The 21901-nt window shown below is 75.0% G+C and carries 19 protein-coding genes; 14 read left to right on the forward strand and 5 right to left on the reverse strand.

Annotated features, from left to right (window positions below; genetic code table 11):
• Positions 1-21: 21 nt before the first annotated feature.
• The 7 genes from AB0N17_RS00505 to AB0N17_RS00535 all read left to right on the forward strand — a co-directional run bounded on the left by AB0N17_RS00505 (position 22) and on the right by AB0N17_RS00535 (position 9868).
• Positions 22-2229, forward strand: coding sequence for an RICIN domain-containing protein (locus AB0N17_RS00505; RefSeq protein ID WP_366008824.1), 2208 nt, complete (start codon positions 22-24; stop codon positions 2227-2229).
• 68 nt (positions 2230-2297) lie between these two features.
• A complete protein-coding gene (locus AB0N17_RS00510) occupies positions 2298-3179 on the forward strand; it encodes a hypothetical protein (RefSeq protein ID WP_366008825.1) in 882 nt (293 codons plus the stop codon).
• A 72-nt stretch (positions 3180-3251) separates the two neighbouring features.
• Positions 3252-3791 (forward strand): 2Fe-2S iron-sulfur cluster-binding protein, encoded by a 540-nt coding sequence (locus AB0N17_RS00515; RefSeq protein WP_366008826.1) that lies wholly within the window; start codon positions 3252-3254, stop codon positions 3789-3791.
• Positions 3788-4783, forward strand: coding sequence for a xanthine dehydrogenase family protein subunit M (locus tag AB0N17_RS00520; protein ID WP_366008827.1), 996 nt, complete (start codon positions 3788-3790; stop codon positions 4781-4783). Before AB0N17_RS00515 ends, AB0N17_RS00520 begins: the two co-directional genes overlap by 4 nt.
• Before the next feature lie 18 nt (positions 4784-4801).
• A complete protein-coding gene (locus tag AB0N17_RS00525; RefSeq protein ID WP_366008828.1) occupies positions 4802-6913 on the forward strand; it encodes a xanthine dehydrogenase family protein molybdopterin-binding subunit in 2112 nt (703 codons plus the stop codon).
• 2 nt (positions 6914-6915) lie between these two features.
• Positions 6916-9285, forward strand: a complete 2370-nt coding sequence (locus AB0N17_RS00530) for a glycosyl hydrolase family 65 protein (protein WP_366008829.1) — start codon at positions 6916-6918, stop codon at positions 9283-9285.
• Between the two features lie 124 nt (positions 9286-9409).
• Positions 9410-9868, forward strand: coding sequence for a cyclic nucleotide-binding domain-containing protein (locus AB0N17_RS00535; RefSeq protein WP_366008830.1), 459 nt, complete (start codon positions 9410-9412; stop codon positions 9866-9868).
• Between the two features lie 59 nt (positions 9869-9927).
• Here the strand turns inward: AB0N17_RS00535 and AB0N17_RS00540 are convergent, their stop codons facing one another.
• Positions 9928-11646, reverse strand: a complete 1719-nt coding sequence (locus tag AB0N17_RS00540; protein ID WP_366008831.1) for a GAF domain-containing sensor histidine kinase — start codon at positions 11644-11646, stop codon at positions 9928-9930.
• Positions 11647-11988: 342 nt separating this feature from the next.
• On the opposite strand from AB0N17_RS00540, the gene AB0N17_RS00545 reads away from it, so the two are divergent.
• Positions 11989-12489 (forward strand): pyridoxamine 5'-phosphate oxidase family protein, encoded by a 501-nt coding sequence (locus AB0N17_RS00545; RefSeq protein WP_366008832.1) that lies wholly within the window; start codon positions 11989-11991, stop codon positions 12487-12489.
• A gap of 60 nt (positions 12490-12549) precedes the next feature.
• On the opposite strand, the gene AB0N17_RS00550 is transcribed toward AB0N17_RS00545, so the two are convergent.
• A complete protein-coding gene (locus tag AB0N17_RS00550) occupies positions 12550-13224 on the reverse strand; it encodes a pyridoxamine 5'-phosphate oxidase family protein (RefSeq protein WP_366008833.1) in 675 nt (224 codons plus the stop codon).
• 63 nt (positions 13225-13287) lie between these two features.
• Positions 13288-14358, reverse strand: coding sequence for a zinc-dependent alcohol dehydrogenase family protein (locus AB0N17_RS00555; RefSeq protein WP_366008834.1), 1071 nt, complete (start codon positions 14356-14358; stop codon positions 13288-13290).
• Between the two features lie 256 nt (positions 14359-14614).
• Between AB0N17_RS00555 and AB0N17_RS00560 the strand changes: the two genes are divergently transcribed.
• Both AB0N17_RS00560 and AB0N17_RS00565 read left to right on the forward strand, forming a co-directional pair.
• Positions 14615-14992, forward strand: a complete 378-nt coding sequence (locus AB0N17_RS00560; RefSeq protein ID WP_366008835.1) for an STAS domain-containing protein — start codon at positions 14615-14617, stop codon at positions 14990-14992.
• 13 nt (positions 14993-15005) lie between these two features.
• Positions 15006-15587 carry a hypothetical protein gene (locus AB0N17_RS00565; RefSeq protein ID WP_366008836.1) on the forward strand — a complete coding sequence of 194 codons (582 nt, stop codon included), beginning with the start codon at positions 15006-15008 and terminating at the stop codon, positions 15585-15587.
• 159 nt (positions 15588-15746) lie between these two features.
• Here AB0N17_RS00565 and AB0N17_RS00570 read toward each other — a convergent pair whose 3' ends face one another.
• Together AB0N17_RS00570 and AB0N17_RS00575 are read right to left on the reverse strand one after the other, a co-directional pair.
• On the reverse strand, positions 15747-16622 hold the full coding sequence (locus AB0N17_RS00570; protein WP_366008837.1) for a universal stress protein: 876 nt from the start codon (positions 16620-16622) through the stop codon (positions 15747-15749).
• Between the two features lie 140 nt (positions 16623-16762).
• The gene (locus AB0N17_RS00575) at positions 16763-17668 is read right to left on the reverse strand and encodes a universal stress protein (protein WP_366008838.1); all 906 of its coding nucleotides are present in this window, start codon (positions 17666-17668) and stop codon (positions 16763-16765) included.
• A gap of 334 nt (positions 17669-18002) precedes the next feature.
• Between AB0N17_RS00575 and AB0N17_RS00580 the strand changes: the two genes are divergently transcribed.
• The 4 genes from AB0N17_RS00580 (at position 18003) to AB0N17_RS00595 (ending at position 21897) form a co-directional block, all read left to right on the forward strand.
• Positions 18003-18704: a response regulator transcription factor gene (locus AB0N17_RS00580; protein WP_366009141.1), complete on the forward strand. Its 702-nt coding sequence runs from the start codon at positions 18003-18005 to the stop codon at positions 18702-18704.
• A gap of 124 nt (positions 18705-18828) precedes the next feature.
• Entirely contained in the window at positions 18829-19668 is an 840-nt protein-coding gene (locus AB0N17_RS00585; RefSeq protein ID WP_366008839.1) for a LytTR family DNA-binding domain-containing protein, read from the forward strand.
• 98 nt (positions 19669-19766) lie between these two features.
• Positions 19767-20141: a hypothetical protein gene (locus AB0N17_RS00590; protein WP_366008840.1), complete on the forward strand. Its 375-nt coding sequence runs from the start codon at positions 19767-19769 to the stop codon at positions 20139-20141.
• Positions 20142-20172: 31 nt separating this feature from the next.
• The gene (locus AB0N17_RS00595; RefSeq protein WP_366008841.1) at positions 20173-21897 is read left to right on the forward strand and encodes a cation acetate symporter; all 1725 of its coding nucleotides are present in this window, start codon (positions 20173-20175) and stop codon (positions 21895-21897) included.
• The last annotated feature ends 4 nt before the right edge of the window (positions 21898-21901 follow it).

Consider the following 21901-nt stretch of genomic DNA (forward strand, 5'->3'; position numbering starts at 1 on the left):
CCCCCACCAGGAGAACCCGTGATGTCCCTCTCCCGTCGCAGGCCGATGGTCCTCGGGGCGGTGGGCGCGGCGGTGGCCGCCCTGCTCACCGCCGCGCCGACGCCCCTGAGCACCGCCACACCCGCCCGCGCCGCCGCCGGGGCCGCCGCCCTGCCCACCGGCTTCGCCACCCTCGTCAACGCCGCGAGCGGCAAGTGCCTGGACGCCAAGGCCGCCGCCACCGCCAACGGCACCGTCGTGCAGCAGTACGCGTGCAACGGCACCACGGCCCAGCAGTGGAGCCTCACCGACACGGGCAACGGATACGTCCGCGTCGGCAACGCCCACGACACCGGCCAGGTCCTGGACGTCACCGACGTCTCAGCCGCCGACAACGCGCCCGTCCAGCTGTGGAGTTACGGCGGCGGCGCCAACCAGCAGTGGCAGGCCGTGGACGACGGCGGCGGCGCCTACCACTTCGTCGACAAGAACAGCGGCAAGTGCCTGGACGACCCCGGCGCCGCGACCGCCGACGGCGTGCGGTTCGTGCAGTACACCTGCAACGGCACCGCGGCCCAGCGCTTCCAGGTGGTCCCCGTGAACCAGCCGGGCGGCACCCCCGACCTCGGGGCCAACGTGGTCGTCTTCGACCCGTCGATGTCGTCCGCCACCATCCAGAGCAAGCTGGACGCCGTCTTCAAGCAGCAGGAGACCAACCAGTTCGGCTCCCAGCGCTACGCCGTCCTCTTCAAGCCCGGCGCCTACCGCGCGGACGTCAACGTCGGCTTCTACACCCAGGTCCTCGGCCTGGGCCTCACCCCGGACGCCGTCTCGATCAACGGCGCCGTGCACGCCGAGGCCGACTGGTTCCAGGGCAACGCCACCCAGAACTTCTGGCGCGGCGCGGAGAACCTCTCCGTCAACCCCACGAACGGCGGCGACCGCTGGGCCGTCTCCCAGGCCGCGCCGTACCGCCGGATGCATCTGCGCGGCAACCTCGCCCTGGACGACGGCGGCTGGTCCAGCGGCGGCTACCTGGCCGACAGCAAGATCGACGGACAGGTCGACTCCGGTACCCAGCAGCAGTGGCTCACCCGCAACTCCCAGCTGGGCGGCTGGAAGGGCGCCAACTGGAACATGGTCTTCGTCGGCAGCCAGGGCGTGCCCGCCACCGGTTTCCCCAACCCGCCGTACACCACCGTCGCGCAGAGCCCGGTCACCCGTGAGAAGCCGTTCCTGTACGTCGACGGAGCCGGCGCCTACCAGGTGTTCGTGCCCTCCGTGCGCACCGACTCCACGGCCACCAGCTGGGGCAGCGGCAGCCCGGCCGGCACCTCGCTGCCGCTGAGCCGGTTCTACGTCGTCAAGCCGGGCGCCACCGCCGCCCGGATCAACGCGGCCCTCGCCGCCGGGCAGAACCTGCTCGTCACCCCCGGCGTCTACCACCTCGACCAGACCCTGAAGGTCACCCGCCCCGACACGGTCGTCCTCGGCCTCGGCCTCGCCACCTTCGTCCCGGACGACGGCATCACCGCGATGAGCGTCGCCGACGTCGACGGCGTGAAGATCGCGGGCCTGCTCTTCGACGCCGGCACCACCAGCTCGAAGACCCTGCTCGAGGTCGGGCCGGCCGGCTCCACCGCCTCCCACGCGGCCGACCCGGCCTCCCTGCACGACGTCTACTTCCGCATCGGCGGCGCGGGCGTCGGCAAGGCGGCCACCAGCCTCGTCGTCAACAGCAGGAACGTCATCGGCGACCACATGTGGATCTGGCGCGCCGACCACGGCAGCGGCGTCGGCTGGACCAGCAACACCGCCGACACCGGACTCGTGGTCAACGGCGACGACGTCACGATGTACGGCCTGTTCGTCGAGCACTTCCAGAAGGACCAGGTGATCTGGAACGGCAACGGCGGCCGTACCTACTTCTTCCAGAACGAGATGCCGTACGACCCGCCGAACCAGGCCGCCTGGACGAACGGCTCCACCAAGGGCCACCCCGCCTACAAGGTCGCCGACTCGGTCACCGCCCACCAGGCGTACGGCCTCGGCAGCTACTGCTACTTCAACGTCGACCCGAGCGTCACCGCCGACCACGCCTTCGAGGCGCCGGACCACCCGAACGTCCGCTTCACCAGCATGGTGACCGTCTCCCTCGGCGGCACCGGCACGATCAGCCACGTCATCAACAGCACGGGCGGACCGTCCAACTCCGGTTCCAGCGTGGCGAATCTGGTCCGCTATCCGTGACCGGACGGGCGTGAGCGGGGCGGGAGAGGGAAACCGGGACCGGGTCGAGAACACGTGGAGACGACCCGATGCGCCAGGAGGCCCTCACCGTGCCGAACGTCCGGACAGCCAGTGCCGCCGCCGTCCTCGTACTCGCCGCCGGGCTGACCGGCTGCGGCGGCAAGGACGGCACCGAGGCGGGCGGGGACGCGCGGCACCGACCGGACGCGACCCCGCCCGTCCGCGCCGTCCAGGACGCCTACCGCAGGACGGTGGCCGCGGACAGCGCGAAGATGACCCTCACCAGCAGCGCCGACGCCGAAGGCCGGGCCGTCACCGCGCACGGCAGCGGCGTCGCCGACCTCAAGGACGGCGCCAGCCGGGTCACGCTGACCTCGCAGGGCAGCACCGTCGAGCAGCGCGTCCTGGACGGCGTGGTCTACCAGAGGCCCGCGGGCGGGCAGCGCGGTGCCGCCCCCGGCGGCAGGACCTGGATGAAGATCGACCTCGGGCGGCTCGCCGCGCAGGGCTCGGCGGGGCGGTCCGGGGTGAGCGACCCGGCCGAGCCCCTGCGCTACCTCAAGGGCGTCCGCGCCGAGGACGTCACCCGCGTCGGCCGGCAGACCGTGGACGCCACGCCCACCACCCACTACCGGGTGGCCCTGCCCGTCTCCGCGCTGTCCCACGGCGACTCCGCGCGGGAACAGCGGCTGCGCCGGCAGCTCGGGAAGTCCTCCCTCCCGGTCGACCTGTGGCTGGACGGGCAGGGCCGACTGCGGCAGGAGAGCGTCCGGCTCACCCTCCACCCGCTGAAGGGGAAGACGCCGGGCCAGGAGAACACCGCCGTCACGAGCACCACCGTGCTGCGCTTCTCCGACTACGGCACCGAGGCGAAGGTCACCGCCCCGCCCGCCAAGGACACCACGGACGTCACCGACAGGATGGCGAAGGCCGGCACGAACGACGGCTGAGACGTGTGAGGTGCCGCCGTCTGGACACCCGGACCGGACGGCACCAGGGCCCGTCCGAAAGGTCACCCTGCCATGACCAGCAAAAACGAGCTTCCCTCCGGCTCGGAGATCACCCTCCGGGTCAACGGCAAACCCCACACCCTGCACATCGACCACCGGCGCGTCCTGCTGGACCTGCTCCGGGAGGACCTCGGCCTCACCGGGTCCAAGAAGGGCTGCGACCACGGTCAGTGCGGCGCCTGCACCGTCCTGGTGGACGGGCGCCGCGTCAACGGCTGCCTGCTGCTCGCCGTCACCCTCGACGGCAGCGAGGTCACCACGGTCGAGGGCCTGGGCGGAGACGGCGAACAGCCGCACCCGCTGCAGCGGGCCTTCCTCGAACGGGACGCCTTCCAGTGCGGCTACTGCACCCCCGGGCAGATCTGCTCCGCCGTCGGCATGCTCGCCGAGGCCGCGGCCGGTCACCCCTCGCACGTCACCGACCCCGGGGCCCCCTCCGGCCGGCCCGTCGAGCTGGACGGGACCGAGATCCGGGAGCGCATGAGCGGCAACCTGTGCCGCTGCGGCGCCTATCCGCGCATCGTCGAGGCGGTGGAGGACGTGATCCGGTGAACGGCTTCGGATACCTCAGGCCCGGCAGCGTCCAGGAGGCCGTCGAGGCCTACGCGGCCCACCCCGGCGCCCGCTACCTGGCCGGCGGCACCAACCTCGTCGACCTGATGAAGCTCGGCGTGGAGCGCCCCGGCGTCCTCATCGACGTCGGCCGGCTGCCGCTGGACACCGTCGAGGAGCTGCCCGACGGCGGGCTGCGGGTCGGCGCCACCGTCCGCAACAGCGACCTCGCCGCCGACCCCCGGGTCCGCGACCGCTACCCGGTGCTGTCCCAGGCCCTCCTCGCGGGCGCCTCCGGCCAGCTGCGCAACGCGGCCACCACCGGCGGCAACCTGCTCCAGCGCACCCGCTGCCCCTACTTCCAGGACCTGGACAAACCCTGCAACAAACGGGAACCCGGCAGCGGCTGCGGCGCCCGGGACGGCGTCCACCGCGACCACGCCGTCCTCGGCCACTCCACGCGGTGCATCGCCACCAACCCGTCCGACATGGCCGTCGCCCTGGCCGCCCTGGACGCCCAGGTCGAGCTGTACGGCGACGCGGGCACCCGGACCGTCCCGGTGGCCGAATTCCACCGGCTGCCCGGCGACCACCCCGAGCGGGACACCGAGATCCGCCCCGGCGAACTGATCACCGGCGTGCTGCTCCCGGCCGCCACCGCCGGCGCCCCGTCCGCCTACCGCAAGGCACGGGACCGGGCGTCGTACGCCTTCGCCCTCGCCTCCGTGGCCGTCGTGCTGCGGGTCGGCGACGGCGTCGTCACGCAGGTCGGCCTGGCCTTCGGCGGCCTCGCCCACCGGCCGTGGAAGGCCCGGCACGCCGAACACGCGCTGCTGGGCGCCGCCGCCACGCCACCCGCCTTCGAAGGCGCCGTGGACCTGGAACTCGCCCACGCCGAGCCCCTGCGGGACAACGCCTTCAAGGTGCCCCTCGCCCACAACCTCGCCCTGGACGTCCTGAACCGTCTCGCCCCGGCCCCCGCAGTGGCCTGAGCCGCACAGGAGGACCCCATGACCGGCACCACCTCGGTCACCGCCCTGGGCGCGTCCGCCGAGCGCAGGGAGGGACGGCAGAAGGTCGCCGGCGCCGCCCGCTACGCCGGCGAGTACGCCCTGCCCGGCCGCGCCCACGCCTGGCCCGTCCCCGCCGCGGTCGCGCGCGGCCGGGTCACCGGCGTCGACACCTCCGCCGCGCTCGCCCTGCCCGGCGTCCTCGCCGTCCTCACGCCCGACGACGCGCCCCGGCTCGCCGAGCCCGAGGACGCCACCCTCGCCGTGCTGCAGGGCCCGGACGTGCCGCACCGGGGCTGGTGCGTCGCCCTGGTCGTCGCCGAGACCCTGGAGACCGCCCGCGCCGCCGCCCGCGCGGTCCGCGTCGGCTACGCCGTCCAGGAGCACGACGTCACCCTCACCCCCGGCCACCCGGACGGCTACGAGCCGGAGGAGGCCAACGCCGGATTCCCCGGCCGCGTCGAGCGGGGCGACCCGGAGGCCGCCTTCGCGTCCGCCGAGGTCCGCGTCGACGCCGAGTACCGGGTGCCGCCCCTGCACAACCACCCCATGGAGCCGCACACCAGCACCGCCCAGTGGGACGGCGACCGGCTCACCGTGTACACCTCCAGCCAGGGCGGCGGCACCGTCCGCTCCGTGCTCGCCCAGATGTTCGAGGTGCCCGAGGAGCGGGTCACCGTCGTCTCCGAGCACGTCGGCGGCGGCTTCGGCTGCAAGGGCACCCCGCGCGTCGACGTGGTCCTCGCCACCATGGCCGCCCGGCGCACCGGCCGGCCCGTCACCGTGGCCTACCCCCGCCGCTACCTGCCCACCACCGTCGGCCACCGCGCCCCCACCCTGCAGCGGCTGCGCCTCGGCGCGAGCGCGGACGGCCGGCTCACCGCCCTGCTGCACGAGGCGACCACCCACACCTCACGGGTGACCGAGTTCGTGGAACAGGCCGCGGTGCCCTCCCGGGTCATGTACCGGACCCCCGCCCTGCTCAGCACCCACCGGGTGGTCCCGCTGGACGTGCCGACGCCGTCCTGGATGCGGGCCCCCGGCGAGGCGCCCGGCATGTACGCCCTGGAATCGGCCATGGACGAACTCGCCGACGCCCTCGGCATCGACCCGGTCGAGCTGCGCGTGCGCAACGAGCCCGACCGCGACCCGGGCGACGGGCAGCCGTTCAGCAGCCGGCACCTCGTGGAGTGCCTGCGCGAGGGCGCCCGCCGCTTCGGCTGGTCCGGCCGCGACCCGCGCCCCGGCACCCGCCGCGAGGGCCCGTGGCTGCTCGGCACCGGCGTCGCCGCGGCCACCTACCCGGCCTCGGCCGTCCCGGCCACCGCGAGCGCCCACGCCCTGCCCGACGGCACCTTCGTCGCCCGGATCAACGCGACCGACATCGGCACCGGCGCCCGTACCGTCCTCGCCCAGATCGCCGCCGACGCCCTCGGCGCGCCCCTGGACCGGGTCCGCACCGAGATCGGGCACAGCGACCTGCCGTCCGCGTGGCTGGCCGGCGGCTCCACCGGCACCGCCTCCTGGGGCTGGGCCGTGCACGACGCGTGCGCCGAGCTCGCCTCCCGGCTCGCCGCGCACACCGGCCCGCTGCCCGCCGACGGGCTCACCGCCTTCGCCGACACCGCCGGCCGGGCCGACGCCGACAGCCCCTACGCCCGGCACGCCTTCGGCGCCCACTTCGCCGAGGTCGCCGTCGACACCGTCACCGGCGAGATCCGGGTCCGCCGGCTGCTCGGGATCTACGCCGCCGGACACATCCTCAACGCCCGTACCGCACGCTCCCAGTTCACCGGCGGCATGACCATGGGCCTGGGCATGGCCCTCACCGAGAACAGCACCATGGACCCGGCCTTCGGCGACTTCACCGAGGCCGACCTCGCCTCCTACCACGTGCCCGCGCACGCCGACGTCCCCGCGATCGAGGCCGACTGGATCGACGAGGACGACCCCCACCTCAACCCCATGGGCAGCAAGGGCATCGGCGAGATCGGCATCGTCGGCACCGCCGCCGCCCTCGGCAACGCCGTCCACCACGCCACCGGAATCCGTTTCCGCGAACTGCCCCTCACCCCCGACCGGATCCTCACCGGCCTGCTGTCCGGGGGGTGACGGTGACGGGACCGACCTGGGAGTACGACGGTTACCGTCCCGAGGAGGAACGTCTGCGCGAGTCCCTGTGCACCCTGGGCAACGGCTACTTCGCCACCCGGGGCGCCCTGCCCGAGTGCATCGCGGACGAGGTGCACTACCCGGGCACCTACGCCGCCGGCTGCTACAACCGGCTCACCTCCGAGGTCGCAGGGCGCCGCGTCGACAACGAGGACGTGGTCAACCTCCCCAACTGGCTGCCGCTGCGCTTCCGTCCGGCCGACGGCGACTGGCTCGGACCGGACACCACCCCCGTCACCGAACACCACCAGATGCTCCACCTCGGCCCCGGCCTGCTGGAGCGGCGCACCCGCTACGTCCTCGGCGACGGCGTCTCCCTGCTCGTCCGGCAACTGCGCCTCGTCCACCTCACCGACCGCCATGTCGCCGCCCTGCGCACGGAGTTCACCGCCGACGGCGACACCCTCGACCTGGACGTCGAGGCCGCGCTCGACGGCGGCGTCACCAACTCCGGGGTCGCCCGCTACCGGGACCTGGACGGCCGCCACCTCACCCAGATCCAGACCGGTACCGCGGGGCCCCGCACGGTGTGGCTGCACTGCCGTACCCGCACCTCCGACATCGGCTGCGCACTGGCCGCCCGGCTCACCGCCGACGCGGCCGTGACGCCGGCGAACGAACTCCAGCGCGCCGTCCAGCACCTCGGGCTGCACCTGCCGCCCGGCCGGACCGTCACCGTCGACAAGACCGTCGCCCTGCACACCTCCCACGACCCCGCCATCAGCGACCCGCTGCGCGCGGCCGTCGACCGCGCCGAGGCGGTGCCCGCCTTCGACGCGCTGCGCGAGGCCCACGCCACGGCGTGGGAGCAGCTGTGGCAGCGCACCGCGCTCGAGGTGCCCGGCGAGGCGGGCAGCATCCTGCGCCTGCACCTCTTCCACCTCCTGCAGACCCTCTCCCCGCACACCGCCGACCTCGACGTCGGCGTGCCCGCGCGCGGACTGCACGGCGAGGCCTACCGCGGGCACGTGTTCTGGGACGAACTGTTCGTCCTGCCCTACCTGAACCTGCACCTGCCCGAGGTCTCCCGGGCCCTGCTGCGCTACCGGCACCGCCGTCTGGACGCCGCCTGCCACGCGGCCCGCGACCTCGGCCGGCGCGGCGCCCTGTACCCGTGGCAGAGCGGCAGCGACGGCCGCGAGGAGACCCAGCAACTGCACCTCAACCCCCGCTCCGGCCGCTGGCTGCCGGACCACTCCCGGCTCCAGCACCACGTCGGCTCCGCGGTCGCCTACAACATCTGGCAGTACTGGGAGGCGACCGGCGACCTCGGCTTCCTGCACGGCGAGGGCGCCGAGATGCTGCTGCACATCGCCCGCTTCTGGGCGGACTCGGCGGGCTACGACGACCATCTCGGCCGGTACCGCATCCGGGGCGTCGTCGGCCCGGACGAGTACCACGACGCCTACCCCGGCGCCTCGCGGCCGGGCCTGGACGACAACGCGTACACCAACGTCACCGCCGCCTGGGTGCTCGCCCGCGCCCTGGAGCTGCTGCGGGCCGTGCCCGAGCCGCGCCGCCGCGAACTCACCGAGGGCGCCGGACTGGAGGAGGACGAGCCGGCCCGCTGGGAGGAGATCTCCCGCAGCCTGCACATCCCCTTCCACGACGGGGTGATCAGCCAGTTCGAGGGCTACGGCGACCTCACCGAACTGGACTGGGAGGGCTACCGCAAGCGGTACGACGACATCCGGCGCCTGGACCGGATCCTCGAAGCGGAGGGCGACACCGTCAACCGCTACAAGGCGTCCAAACAGGCCGACGTCCTGATGCTCGGCTACCTCTTCGCCCCACCCGAGCTGCGCTCCCTCTTCCACCGTCTGGGACACCACCTCGACGAGCGGACCTGGACGGCGACCGTCGACCACTACCTGCACCGCACCAGCCACGGCTCCACGCTCAGCGGCCTGGTCCACGGCTGGATCCTGGCCCGCGCCCGCCGCGCCGACGCCTGGGCCTTCGTCCAGGAGGCGCTGCGCGGCGACATCGCCGACCTGCAGGGCGGCACCACCGGCGAGGGCATCCACCTCGGCGCGATGGCCGGCACCCTCGACCTCGTCCAGCGCGGACTGACCGGCCTGGAGACCCGCGACGGCGCCCTGTGCCTGGACCCGGTCCCGCTGCCCGAACTTTCCTCCTACGGCTTCTCCCTGCGCTACCACGGTCACTGGGGCGTCCGGGTGCGGCTGCGCAGCGGCCTGCTGGAGATCGCCGTGCCGTCCTCCGGCCGCTCGCCCATCGACGTCCGCCTCCGGGACCGGGCGATACCGGTACGGCCGGGCGAGACGGCACGCCTGGTGCTGCCGGCGTGAGGACCGCTCACCCCGGCGGGAAGAACGGGGCCGAAGGGCCCCCGGCCGGGTCCGAGCGGCCCGTGGCGGCCCGCACCGGGTGTGCGCAGGCTGGCAGCAGGAAGCCGTGAAGGGAGCCGCTGCCATGACCTCCGCCACCACCCTGACCACAGCCCTGCCGGCCGAGCAGCGCGCATCCCTGATGCGTCTGGCCCGGGAGGTGTCCTTCGACGCCGGCATCCGCCTGTTCGAGGAGGGCCGGCGCGCCGACCGCTTCTGGATCGTGCGCACCGGCTCCGTCGCCCTCGACGTGCATGTGCCCGGCCGCCGCTCCGCCGTCGTCGAGACCCTCGGGTACGGCGAACTCGTCGGCTGGTCCTGGCACTTCCCGCCCCACGTCTGGCAGTTCGGCGCCGAGGCGACGAGCCCGGTGCGGGCCTGGGAGTTCGACGCGGACGCCGTACGCGCGCGGTGCGCGGAGGATCCCGAGTTCGGGCGGGCGATCGCGGCCTGGGTCGGGCGGGTGGTTGCCCACCGGCTGCACGCCTCCCGCATCCGGCTGCTCGACCTCTACGCCCCGTACGGCAGCGGCGGGCTGATGTGACCACCGGCCCGCCGTGAGGGACGTCGCCGCAGGGCGCGCGCCGCGCGAGGCGCGGACTGCTACTCGGCGGGCAGGGGGACGCGCCAGCGCAGCGTGGCGCCGCCGCCGGCGGAGCCGGCCACCGTCAGCCGCCCGCCGAGCCGCTCGGCCCGCTCGGCCAGATTGCGCAGCCCGCTGCGGCGGCCGCCGGGCGGGATGCCCACGCCGTCGTCCGAGACGGTCAGGCACACCTCGTGGCCGTCGGTCGTCAGGGCCACCTGGGCGCGGCCGGCGTGAGCGTGGCGGGCGACGTTGGTGAGGGCCTCGGAGAGGACGGCCACGACGTGGTCGGCGACGTCGGGCGGTACGTCGGTGTCGATCAGGCCCTCCATGCGCACGCTGGGCGCGAAGCCCAGCACGGGGGCGGCCTCGCCGGCCGTCCGCACGACCCGGGCCCGCAGCCCGCTGCCGGTGGCACCCGCCCGGGTCCGCAGCCCGAAGATCGTCGACCGGATGATCTTGATGGTCTCGTCGAGGTCGTCCACGGCCCGCATGACCCGCTCGGCCGCTTCGGGGTGCTCGATGAAGCGGCCCGCGCTCTGCAGGGTCATCCCGGTGGCGAACAGCCGCTGGATGGCCAGGTCGTGCAGGTCGCGGGCGATCCGGTCGCGGTCCTCCAGCAGCGCGATCTGCTGGGCGTCCTGCCGGCGCTCGGCCAGCTCCATCGCGATCGCGGCCTGGGCGGCGAAACTCTGGAGCATCTCGGTCTCCTTCTCCAGGAAGGCCGGCCGGCCGGCCTCGCGGGCCACCAGGACCACGCCTCGCACACCGCCCTCGCCGGTGCCGATGGGGACGGCCACGGCGGGGCCCAGCCCGCCGAAGCGCGGGGGCTCGGGCGAGACCCGCTCGTCGTGGCCGACGTCCTCGCTGGTGACCGGGGCCGCGGCGGAGAAGGCCAGGCCCATGAGGGTGTCGTGCATCGGCAGTACGAGTCCGCGGTGCGCCTGCGCCTGCGCTCCCACGGCGATCTCCACGGTGAGCGACCCCGGGTCCTCCATCGGCATCGCCACCGCCGCCAGCGCCGACCCCGTGATCTCGCGGGCCCGCTCGGCGATCAGGTCCAGGGCCTGCGCCCGGTCGCTGCCGGACATCAGCCGGTGGCCGATCTCCGCGTTCGCCAGCAGCCAGCGTTCCCGCAGCCGCGAGTCCTCGTACAGGCGGGCGTTGTCGATGGCGACGCCGGCCGCGACGGCCAGTGTCGACAGCACCGACTCGTCCTCCTCGTCGAACTCCAGGCCGCCGCGCTTCTCGGTCAGGTACAGGTTGCCGAAGACCTGGTCGCGGACCCGGATCGGGACGCCGAGGAAGCTGTTCATCGGCGGGTGCTTGTCCGGGAACCCGTACGACGCGGGGTGCTGGGAGATCTTGGACAGGCGCAGCGACTCGGGGTGCCGGATCAGCTCGCCGAGGATGCCGTGCCCCTCCGGGTACGCGCCGATCCGGGCGATCTGCTCCGCGCTCATGCCGACGGTGTGGAAGCCGGACAGGGTCCTGCCGTCGGGGCCGATGACACCGAGGGCGGCGTACTCGGCGTCCACGAGCACGGCGGCGGCCTCCACGATGGAGCGGAGTGCCTGTTCCAGGTCCAGCTCGCGGCCGACGGAGAGGACCGCCTCCAGCAGGCTGTGCACCCGGTCACGGGTGCCCCGGGCAGCGTCGATCCGTGCCTGCAGCTCCTCCAGCAGCTCGTCGAGCCTCAGCTGCGGCAGCCGTACCCGGGGATCCTCGGAGCCTGCCACCACGTGCCTCCCGGTCCCGACCGCGCACCGGCCCGGCGCCGGCGGGTCGACTCCACGCTATCGGTCCCGGGCCGGGGTCGGCGCGCCGCGGCCTGATGTCCGCCGAGGCCGCCACGGCGTGCGGGGCGGGACGTCCGGCCCGTGATCGGGACCGAACGGCACTACAGGCCCCGGGCCGCCCCGGCCGACAGTGGAACCAGGAGTGGCGCCGACCCCCTGCGACGCCGCTCCGCCCGTGGCGCGCCCCGTACGCGCCGGGCCCGCGCGGCACGTGAGAAGCGCGCGGCCCGTAAAGCGCGCAGCCCGTGAGAAGAGAGCCCGCACACCGCGGAGAAGCCGGCCATGACCCGTTCGCACCCCCCGTCGCACCGCTGCGTCGACCTCGGCCGGGCCGAGGCGATGCGGCTGCTGGGCAGTGTGTCGCTGGGCAGGATCGTCTTCACCCGGCAGGCGCTGCCCACCGTCCGTCCCGCCGGCCATGTGCTGGACGACGGCGACATCGTCATCCGCACCTACGAGGGTGCGGCGCCGGCCTCGCACCCGCTGCGCGACGAGGACACCGCCGTGGTGGCCGACGCGGTGGTGGCCTACGAGGCCGACGCCATCGACCCGGACACGCACCTCGGCTGGAGCGTGGTCGCCACGGGTTACGCCCACTTGATCACCGACCCCGGCGAACTCGCGCGCGTCGGGCGGATGCTGTACCCGTCGGCGGCGCGGCAGGGCATGGACCGGGCGGTCCGCATCCGCCCCGAGCTGATCACGGGCGTGCTGCTCACCGACACCGAGGCGACACCGGAGGGCCGGGACCGGCCGTGGACCGTACGCTCGGTCGAGCCCTGATCCGGCGCCTGGTCCGTCCCCCGATGGGTCCCCCGATCCGGCTTCGAACCATGCGGTCCGTCAGGCCGTGATCCTGCGGCCGGTGATGCTGCCGGGCTCGATCCGCACCCACAGGTCACGTGCGCCGCCCACCCAGGGCGTGCTGTGCGCCCGCTCGCTCAGACGGCTCTGTTCCCGCGGATCCGTGACCGCGTGGGCGGCACCGCGGACCAGCACGCTCCAGCCCCGGCTGAAGGCGTCGTCGATGCGGTCGACCTCGAAGGCGACCTGGCCGCCGGCCGCGAGCGACGGCGTGGCGTCCCGCGCGGTCCGGAACACGACCGCACCGTCCACGACGCTGTAGTTGACCGGCACGATCACCGGTCCGGTGGCCGTGGGGACCGCCAGCCGGCCCACCCCGTGCGTCCCGAGCAGGGCCTGGCACTCGCCGGGGCCCAGCTCGGTGATGCGGGGTTCGCGTACGGCGCGTCCGGGGCCGGGCGGCAGGTCGACGGCGCCGCCCGTCAGCTCCGTCACCGTGGTCTGCAGGACCTCGGCCAGCCGGCTCAGCACGCCGGTGCCGGGCGCGGCGCCCGGCTGCTCCTCCAGATACGCGAGGTAGCCGGCCGCCATGCCGGCCCGCGCGGCCGTCTGCTGCCGGGTCAGGCCGAGCCGGGCCCGGCGGGCGGCCAGGCGGCGGCCCAGGTCGCCCGAGGGCGCTTCCGTCGCCGTCCGTGCTCGCGCCCGTTCGGCCATGGCGTCACGCTCCTTCTCGATCGGACCTTCTCGGCCGGACCTTTCTCGGCCGGACCTTCTCGGTCAGGCCGCGGGAACGGCGATCTCCGCGTGCTGCTCCCCGCCGAGCACCACCTTCAGCGCGCCGGTGCCGGCGGCCCGCGAGAAGACGTCGTAGGCCTCCTCCATCTGCGCGAGCGGGAAGGCGTGGGTGAGCAGTTGCCCGGTCGGCAGCCGGCCGGCGGCGGCCATCCGCAGCAGCGTGGGCGTGGAGTAGGTGTCCACGAGCCCGGTCGTGATCGTCACGTTCCTGATCCACAGGTCTTCCAGGTGCAGCGTGGCGGGCCTGCCGTGCACGCCGACGTTGGCCACGTGCCCGCCGGGACGGACCATGCGGGTGCACAGCTCGAAGCTCTCCGGCAGGCCGACCGCCTCGACGACCACGTCCGCGCCGAGTCCGTCGGTCAGGTCGCCGACCAGCGCCTCGGGCCCCTCGCGCACGTCGGCCACCGCGTCGGCGCCGAGCCGCCGCGCCGCCTCCAGCCGGGCCGGGGCCAGGTCGACGGCGATGATCCGCTCCGGTGCGAACAGCCGGGCGGTGGCGATCGCCGCGAGCCCGATGGGCCCGGCGCCGACGACGGCGACGGTGTCCCCGGGCCGTACACGCCCGTTGAGGACGCCCACCTCGTAGGCGGTGGGGAAGATGTCCGCGAGCAGGACCGCGTCCTCACTGGGCAGGGCCGCGGGCAGCGGATGCACGGACAGGTCCGCGCAGGGCACGCGGACGTACTCGGCCTGTGTGCCGTCGATCAGATGCCCGAGGATCCAGCCGCCGCCGCCCCGGCACTGGCCGTAGCTGCGCTCCCGGCAGAACCGGCAGCGTCCGCAGGAGGTGATGCAGGACATCAGCACGCGGTCGCCCGGCCGGACGGACCGCACGTCGCCGCCGGCCTCGACGATCTCGCCGACCGCCTCGTGGCCGAGGACCGTGCCGGGCCGCACCTCGGGCACGTCGCCCTTGAGGATGTGCAGGTCGGTTCCGCAGATCGTGACCACGCCGACCTTGACGACCGCGTCGGTGGGGTCCTTGATGCCGGGGTCCGGGACGTCCTCCCAGGACGCCTGTCCGGGGCCGTGGAAGACGTAGCCTTTCATGGCGCTCCTCACCCTCGTCCGCCGCGATGGCACGGGGCCCGGCTCCGGGCCGTCCGCCCCGCACGTCCAGCTTCGGCAGGGGACCGTGGCCACCGCTTGGGCCGTCCGGCCCCGGCCGACCGGCCGAACGGTGTCGATCGGGCCCGGGCCGCGGCGCGGTGCGGCCGGCAGGCGTGGCCCCGCCCTGCCCCTGCCGGTCCCCGACAGGGGCCGACCGGCCCTTCCGGTACCCCGCGCACAGGGGTTCGCTGTTCCCATGCCCGAGAACGCCGGGCCCACCGCCCCCGGCGGGCCCACCGCCCCACCGAACCGCCCCGACGGCCCCACGGTCCTGCCGCTGCACGGACAGATCGACCTGCTGACCGCCCCGGCCCTGGCCGCACGGCTCGACGCCCTCACCGCGCACCCGAGCCCCGACCTGGTCCTGGACCTCAGGCCGACCGAGTTCATCGACTGCACGGGGCTGGGCGTCCTGTGCCGGGCCCGCAACCGGGTACTGGCCCGGCGGGGCCGGCTGCGGCTGGTCACCGACAGCACGGGCTTCCTGCGGATCCTGCGTGCGTCGGGCCTTTCGGGTGTCTTCGAGGTGCATTCACGGCTCCCCGATGCGCCGCCGGGCACGTCCGGCCCCTGACCGGACCGGCTCCATGAGCGCAGGGGAACGACGGCGGCCGCGGTTCCGGCGGCGGGGGAGCGACCTGGTCCGGGGCGAGGACCTCCTGGAAGCGTGGATCGTGCTGGCCGTCTGGATCGTCGTGGTGGTCGGCGGGGCCGTCGCCGGGCTGGTCACGGCCCACGCCGCGGCGGACGTCCTCGCCCGGCAGCGGGCCGGCCGGCACGCGGTCCGGGCGGTGCTCCTCACCGACGCACCGCGTGACGCCGTGTCGGCCGGGGCGTCGGACGGCCGGGTCCGGGCGGCGGTGCGCTGGACCGCGCCGGACGACACCGCGCGCACCGGGTGGACGCTGGTCCCCGGCGGTCTGACGGCCGGCACCCGGGTGACCGTCTGGCAGGACGGCCGTGGCCGCCTCGCGCCCGGCAGGCCGGCCGGCCGCACCGAGGGCACCGTCGAGGCCGTCTTCCTCGGCACCGCGGCCGCCCTCGCCGTCGCGGCCCCGGCCTGTGCGGCGGGGGCCCTGGCGCGGTCCGGCCTCCGGCGCCGGCGCCTGGCCGCCTGGGAGCGGGAGTGGGAGCGGGCGGAACCCCGGTGGAGCCACAGGGCGGGGTGAAGCCGCCGGGCTCGGGGAAGCCGCCGGGCGGTACTCGGGGAAGCCGCCGGGCGGTACGACAGGGATGCACGGGATGCACGGGGCCGGGCTGTCCGGGGCGCGCCGGTGATCACCGGGCCACCGGTGAGGCCGGTCACGGGGCCACCGGCGAGGCAGGGTTCACGCGGTCTCGGGGACGGCGGCCACCGGGCAGGCGGCGTGGTGCAGCACCCCGTGCGTGACGCGGCTCAGCTGGAGGCCCACGGTGCCGTGCCGGCGCCGGGTGCCGACGACGAGCAGTCCGGCGTCCCGGGAGGCGGCGAGCAGGACGTCGCGGGCGTGCCCCTCGACCGTGCGCCGGTGCACTTCCAGGCCCTCCGGCGCGTCCCGCAGCGCTTCCTCCACCCGCTCGGCCGCGTCCAGTTCCTCCAGGTGAGCGGGCCCGCCGACGAACAGGGGACGGGCGGTGACGGCGTGCCCCGGGCGCCGCCAGGCCCGTACCGCCTCCAGCGGCACGCCCCGCAGCACGGCCTCCTCGACCGCGAACCGTACGGCGGCCGAGCCCGCCGGCTTCTCGCGGACACCGAGGACGACGCGGCCCGCGGCCCCCGGGCGGACCCGGTTGTCGTGACTGCCGCGCACCACGATCACCGGGCAGTGGGCGTGCCCGGCGAGCGTCACGCCGACGGAGCCGAGGAGGGCCTCGGCCAGCCCGCTGCGGCCCCGGCAGCCCAGCACCACGGCGAGGGCCGTGTCGCTCTCGTGCACCAGCCCCTCCTCGGGCTCCGAGGGCAGCACGTCGGTGGTGACCCGCACGTCCGCGTGACGGCGCAGGGCGCGCTGTTCGGCGGTGCCGACGACGTCCCGGGCCATCACCTCCTCGACCGGCTTGTCGAGCTCCTGGGCGAGGAGGGCGCCTTCGTAGCGTTCCCACAGGGAGGCATGGACCAGGCGGAGCGGTGCCCCGCGCAGGGCGGCCTCGTCGGCCGCCCAGTCCACGGCGCGCAGGCTCGGCTCGGAGCCGTCGACGCCGACGACGATCGGCGGATCGCTCATGGTCATCACCCCGTGCCGGGATCGTCGACGCAGGCCCGGGCCGGCGGGCCGGGGCGCTCCTCGGTGAGCGGGGGCGGCCCGGACGCCGGGACGGCCCCTGCCTTCATCATGGCCGCGTCCTCCTGAGGTGTCATGGCGGGTCAGCCGTGCGCGACGACGGCGATGGGGGCGGTGACGTGGTGCAGCACGGCATGCGTGACATGCCCGATGTGGGCGCCGGCCAAGTGGCCGTGGAGGCACCGGCCGACGACCACCAGGGAGGCGTCCTGGGAGGCGGCCACCAGGACCACGGCGGCGCTGCCGTTCCGGCTCGCCTCGAGCACGTCCACGTCGGGGAACTTCCGCCGCCAGGGGCGCAGCGCCTCGGCGAGGCCGGCCGCCGCCCGGCGTTCGAGGGCCTCCCGCTCGTCGAGTCCGGCGGCCATCGCGTACGCGGACACCGGCGGCACGCTCCAGCCGTGCACGACCCGCAGGGCGGCGTGCCGGCGGGAGGCGGCGTCGAAGGCGAACTCCGGCAGCGTCTCGTCCGGCTCGTCGAGATCGAGGCCGAGGACGACGGGCCGGAAGGGGGCCGCGGCGGACGGCACGCCCGCCGGATCCGTCGCGTGCTCGCCGGCCGCCCGCTCCCACGCCCGGACCAGCACGACCGGATGCGTGGCGTGGGCGATGACCGACAGGCTGACCGAGCCGACCATGAACCCGCCGATGCCACCGAAGCCGCGTGAGCCCAGCACCAGCAGCTCGGCGTCGTCCGCCGCCGCGGCCAGGGCCTCGGCCGGGTTCCCGGTGACCTGATCGGCGATCACCTCGACCCCGGGATGGCGCAGCCGCAGCCCCTCCGCCGCCTCGTGGGGGATGCTCCCGAGCCATTGCCGCAGGGTCTGAGCGCCGAGCGGCGGAGCCTCGGCCGCGGGTGCGGGCACGGGCTCCCACACCTGGAGGAGCTTCAGCGGCAGGCCGCGCAGCCGGGCTTCGCGCGCCGCCCATTCGGCGGCCGCCCGGCTCTCGGGCGAGCCGTCGAGACCTACGGTGACGGTACGCGGCATGGTCTCCACCTCCCGGACCCGGGCTCGGTTCCAGCGTGCTGAGGCGGGCGGGCCCGGGGTCAGGGGCCGCAGGTCCCTGGGCGGGACCGACCGGCCCCCGTCCCTGGGACCGTGCCGCCGGTGCGGGACGGTCCCAGGGACGGGGCGGCGCACCGCCCGTGCGCGAGGGCGGGGGCGAGGGGGTGGGGATGGGGCGGGCGGACGTGCGGTTCGGCCGCGCGCCCGGCGACCATGGAGGCAGTGGGCCGGTCGGCCCTAGTGCGCACGGCACCGACCGGACATGATCGGCCTCACGGACGGCCCGCAGTCCGTCCCCGGGGAGGAAGAGGCCGGCATGCCCGAGACACGCACCTTCACGGAGCAGGACCCGATCCGCGTGTTCCTGCTGGACGACCACGAGGTCGTACGACGGGGCCTGGCCGACCTGCTGGACTCCGAACCGGACATCTCCGTGGTCGGTGACGCGGACACCGCGGAACACGCCCTCGCCCGCGGGCCCGCCCTGCGCCCGCACGTCGCCGTGCTCGACGTCCGCCTGCCCGACGGCGACGGCATCTCTGTCTGCCGGGAACTGCGCGACCGGATGCCGGAACTGGCGTGCCTGATGCTGACCTCCTTCGACGACGAGGACGCCCTGCTGGACGCGATCATGGCCGGGGCCTCCGGTTACGTCCTGAAGCAGATCAGGGGATCCGACCTGGTGTCGGCCGTGCGCACCGTCGCCTCCGGGCAGTCGATGCTGGACCCGGCGACCACGGCCCGCCTGATGCGCTCCCTGCGGACCGACCACGCGGAGCACCCCCCGCTGCCGCCGGAGCTGGCGAGCCTGTCGCCCCGCGAGCGGGACATCCTCGCGCTGATCGGCGACGGCCTCACCAACCGAGAGATCGGCAAGAGGCTGTACCTGTCGGAGAAGACGGTGAAGAACCACATCTCCCGCCTGCTGGCCAAGCTGGGCGTGCAGCGCCGCGTCCAGGCGGCGGTCCTCGCCTCCCACCTCGAACCGCAGGGCCCGGACGACCACCCGGCGCACTGAGCCGGCCGGCTCCGCGGGCGGCGATCTCGACGGCGGCGGCCCGGTGGACCACCATGACCGGGTGAGCGGTCCAGAGCGAATCCCGTTCCCGGCGGGCGGGGCGGGGCGAAAGGAGCTGCCGGACATGAGCGCGACCGACGCCCCGTTGCGGGTGCTGGCGGTGGACGACGAGGAACCCGCGCTCGCAGAGCTGCTGTACCTGCTGGGGAAGGACCCCCGGGTCGGCGGCGTCACCCCCGCGGCGACGGCCACCGGGGCGCTGCGCCGGCTCAGCCGGGCCATGGAGGAGGGCCCGGACGGCACGGAGGCCGTCGACGTCGTCTTCCTCGACATCGACATGCCCGGGCTGGGCGGCCTCGAACTCGCCCGGCTGCTCGGCGGGTTCGCCGCCCCTCCGCTGATCGTCTTCGTCACCGCCCACGAGGACTTCGCGGTCCGCGCCTTCGACCTGAAGGCCGTCGACTACCTGCTCAAGCCCCTGCGTGAGGAGCGCTTCGCCGAGGCCGTACGACGGGTCGCCGAACTGGTCCGGGCCGGCCAGGGGCCCCGGCCCGCCGCCCCCGCCACGCCGGCGCCCGCCGGTCCGGCCACCGCCCTCGCGGAGCACGTCCCCGTCGAACTCGGCGGCGTGACCCGCCTCGTGCCCATCGCCGAGATCGCCTACGTGGAGGCGCAGGGCGACTACGCGCGACTGCACACCCGGCACGGCAGCCACCTGGTGCGGATCCCGCTGTCCGCCCTGGAGGAACAGTGGCGCCCACGCGGTTTCGTGCGCATCCACCGCAGCCGGCTCGTCGCCCTCGGCCGCATCGACGAACTCCGCCTGGACGGCGGCAATCTGACGGTCCGTATCGGCGACCGCGTCCTCGCCGTGAGCCGGCGCAACGCCCGGGAACTGCGGGACCTGCTGGCCCGGCACGCGGCGGGCCGGTCCCGTCCGGGCGCCGGTACGGCCCGCAGGTGACGGACGTGTGCCGATTTACGTCCGTCGGCTGTCTCCCCGGCGGTCCGCTGCGTACACTCCCCGCACACAGGTGATCACCGCGGCGTCGGGGAGTGCGCATGGATGCGGAGTCCGTCCCTCGCAGAGAGGTGGTCACCGGACGCCCGCACACCCCGGGCGGCGACCGGCCCGCGCCCCGCCACGACCGGCCGACGGACGCCGAACTTCCCTTTCACATCGGCATGTTGATACGGCGTCAACTCCGCGCCGCCCTCACCGCGACCGCCCTGCTCGCCGCCCTGCTCGGCCTGCTCCCCGTACTCCTGCGGATCCTGCCGCTCGCCGACGGCGCCCCCCGCGTCCCCCTCGCCGTCTGGCTCCTGCTGGGCGTGGCGCCGTACCCGGCCCTGCTCGCCATCGGCGCCTGGTACGTCCGCCGCGCCGAGCGCAACGAGACCGACCCCCTCGCCCCCACCCCCGCAGAGCGCCCCTGACCATGCGCCGATCACCCGCCGGGGCCATCCGGTGAACCGGACGTACGGCATCGCGGGGGTGACGGCGGTCGTCCTCGCCACGGTCCTCGTCGGCGCGCTGGGCCTGCGCATCTCCCGCACCACCTCCGACTTCTACGTCGCCTCGCGCACCGTCGCGCCGCGGCTCAACGCCTTCGCGGTCAGCGGCGAGTACCTGTCCGCGGCCTCCTTCCTCGGCGTCGCCGGACTCGTCCTCGCCCAGGGCGTCGACATGCTGTGGTTCCCGATCGGCTACACCGCCGGGTTCCTGGTGTTGCTCGCCTTCGTCGCCGCCCCGCTGCGCCGCTCCGGCGCCTACACCCTGCCCGACTTCGCCGAGGCCCGGCTCCGCTCCCGGGCGGTCCGCCGGGTCGCCGGCGTCCTCGTCGTCGGCATCGGCTGGCTGTATCTGCTGCCCCAGCTGCGCGGCGCGGGACTCACCCTGCGCCTGCTGACCGGTGTGCCCGGCTGGCTCGGCGGTCTGGTCGTCGCGGCCGTGGTGACCGTGGCCGTGGCCGCCGGCGGGATGCGCAGCATCACCTTCGTCCAGGCGTTCCAGTACTGGCTGAAACTCACCGCGCTGCTGGTGCCGGTGGCGTTCCTGCTGTTCGCCTGGCGCGCCGACGGCCTGCCGTCGCCCGCCTGGGACGAACGGCCCGTCTTCCACCGCGACACCGAGGTGCGCGCGGACCGGCCGCTCACCCTCACCGTGCACGAACCGGTCCGCGTCACCGCGTCCGGAACCGTCGACGGCCGTCCGCTGCACGGCGATCCGCTGCGGCTGGGCGAGGGCCGCCACCGGATCGGCGCCGGCACCACCCTGCGCTTCCCGTCCGGCGCGCGCGTCCCCCTGACGGACCGGCCGCCGCACCGCACCGCCCCCTCCAGCTGGGGCCGGCCGCTGTCGTCCGACCGCGAACAGCACAGCCTGTACGCCACCTACGGGCTGATCCTCGCCACCTTCCTCGGCACGATGGGCCTGCCGCACGTCGTCGTCCGCTTCTACACCAACCCCGACGGCCGCGCCGCCCGCCGCACCACCGTCATCGTGCTCCGACTGCTCGGCGCGTTCTACCTGCTGATGCCCCTGTACGGCATGCTGGGCCGGCTGTACGCGCCCGATCTGCTCCTCACCGGCGACACCGACGCGGCGGTCCTCGTCCTGCCCCAGCGGCTGGTGGGCGGGGTCGTCGGCGACCTGCTCGGCGCCCTCGTCGCCGGCGGCGCCTGCGCGGCGTTCCTCTCCACGGCCTGCGGACTCACCCTGTCCGTGGCGGGAGTTCTCGCCCAGGACGTGCTGCCCAGACTCGGCGTCCGCCACTTCCGGCTCGCCACCCTGACCGCGATCGCGGTGCCGACCGCCGCGGCCGCCGTGGTCAGCGATCTTCCGGTGGCCGACGCGGTCGGCCTGGCCTTCGCCGTCTCGGCCTCCTCCTTCTGCCCGCTGCTCGTCCTCGGCATCTGGTGGCGCGGCCTGACCCCGCCGGGCGCGATCGCCGGACTCCTCCTCGGGGGCGGCTCGGCGCTCACCGCGGTGACGGTGACCATCGCCGGCGGCGCCCGCACGGGCTGGCTGCACACCCTGCTGGCCTGGCCCGCGGTGTGGTCCGTACCCGTCGGCTTCGCGGCCATGGTCCTGACCTCCCTGGCCACCCACGACCGCGTCCCCGCGGGCACGGCGGCCACGATGGCCCGCCTGCACCTGCCCGAGCCGACCCCCTCGACCCCGACCCCCTGACCGC

Origin of the sequence: Streptomyces sp. NPDC051133, from assembly GCF_040682635.1 — a bacterium.
GTDB lineage: Bacteria > Actinomycetota > Actinomycetes > Streptomycetales > Streptomycetaceae > Streptomyces.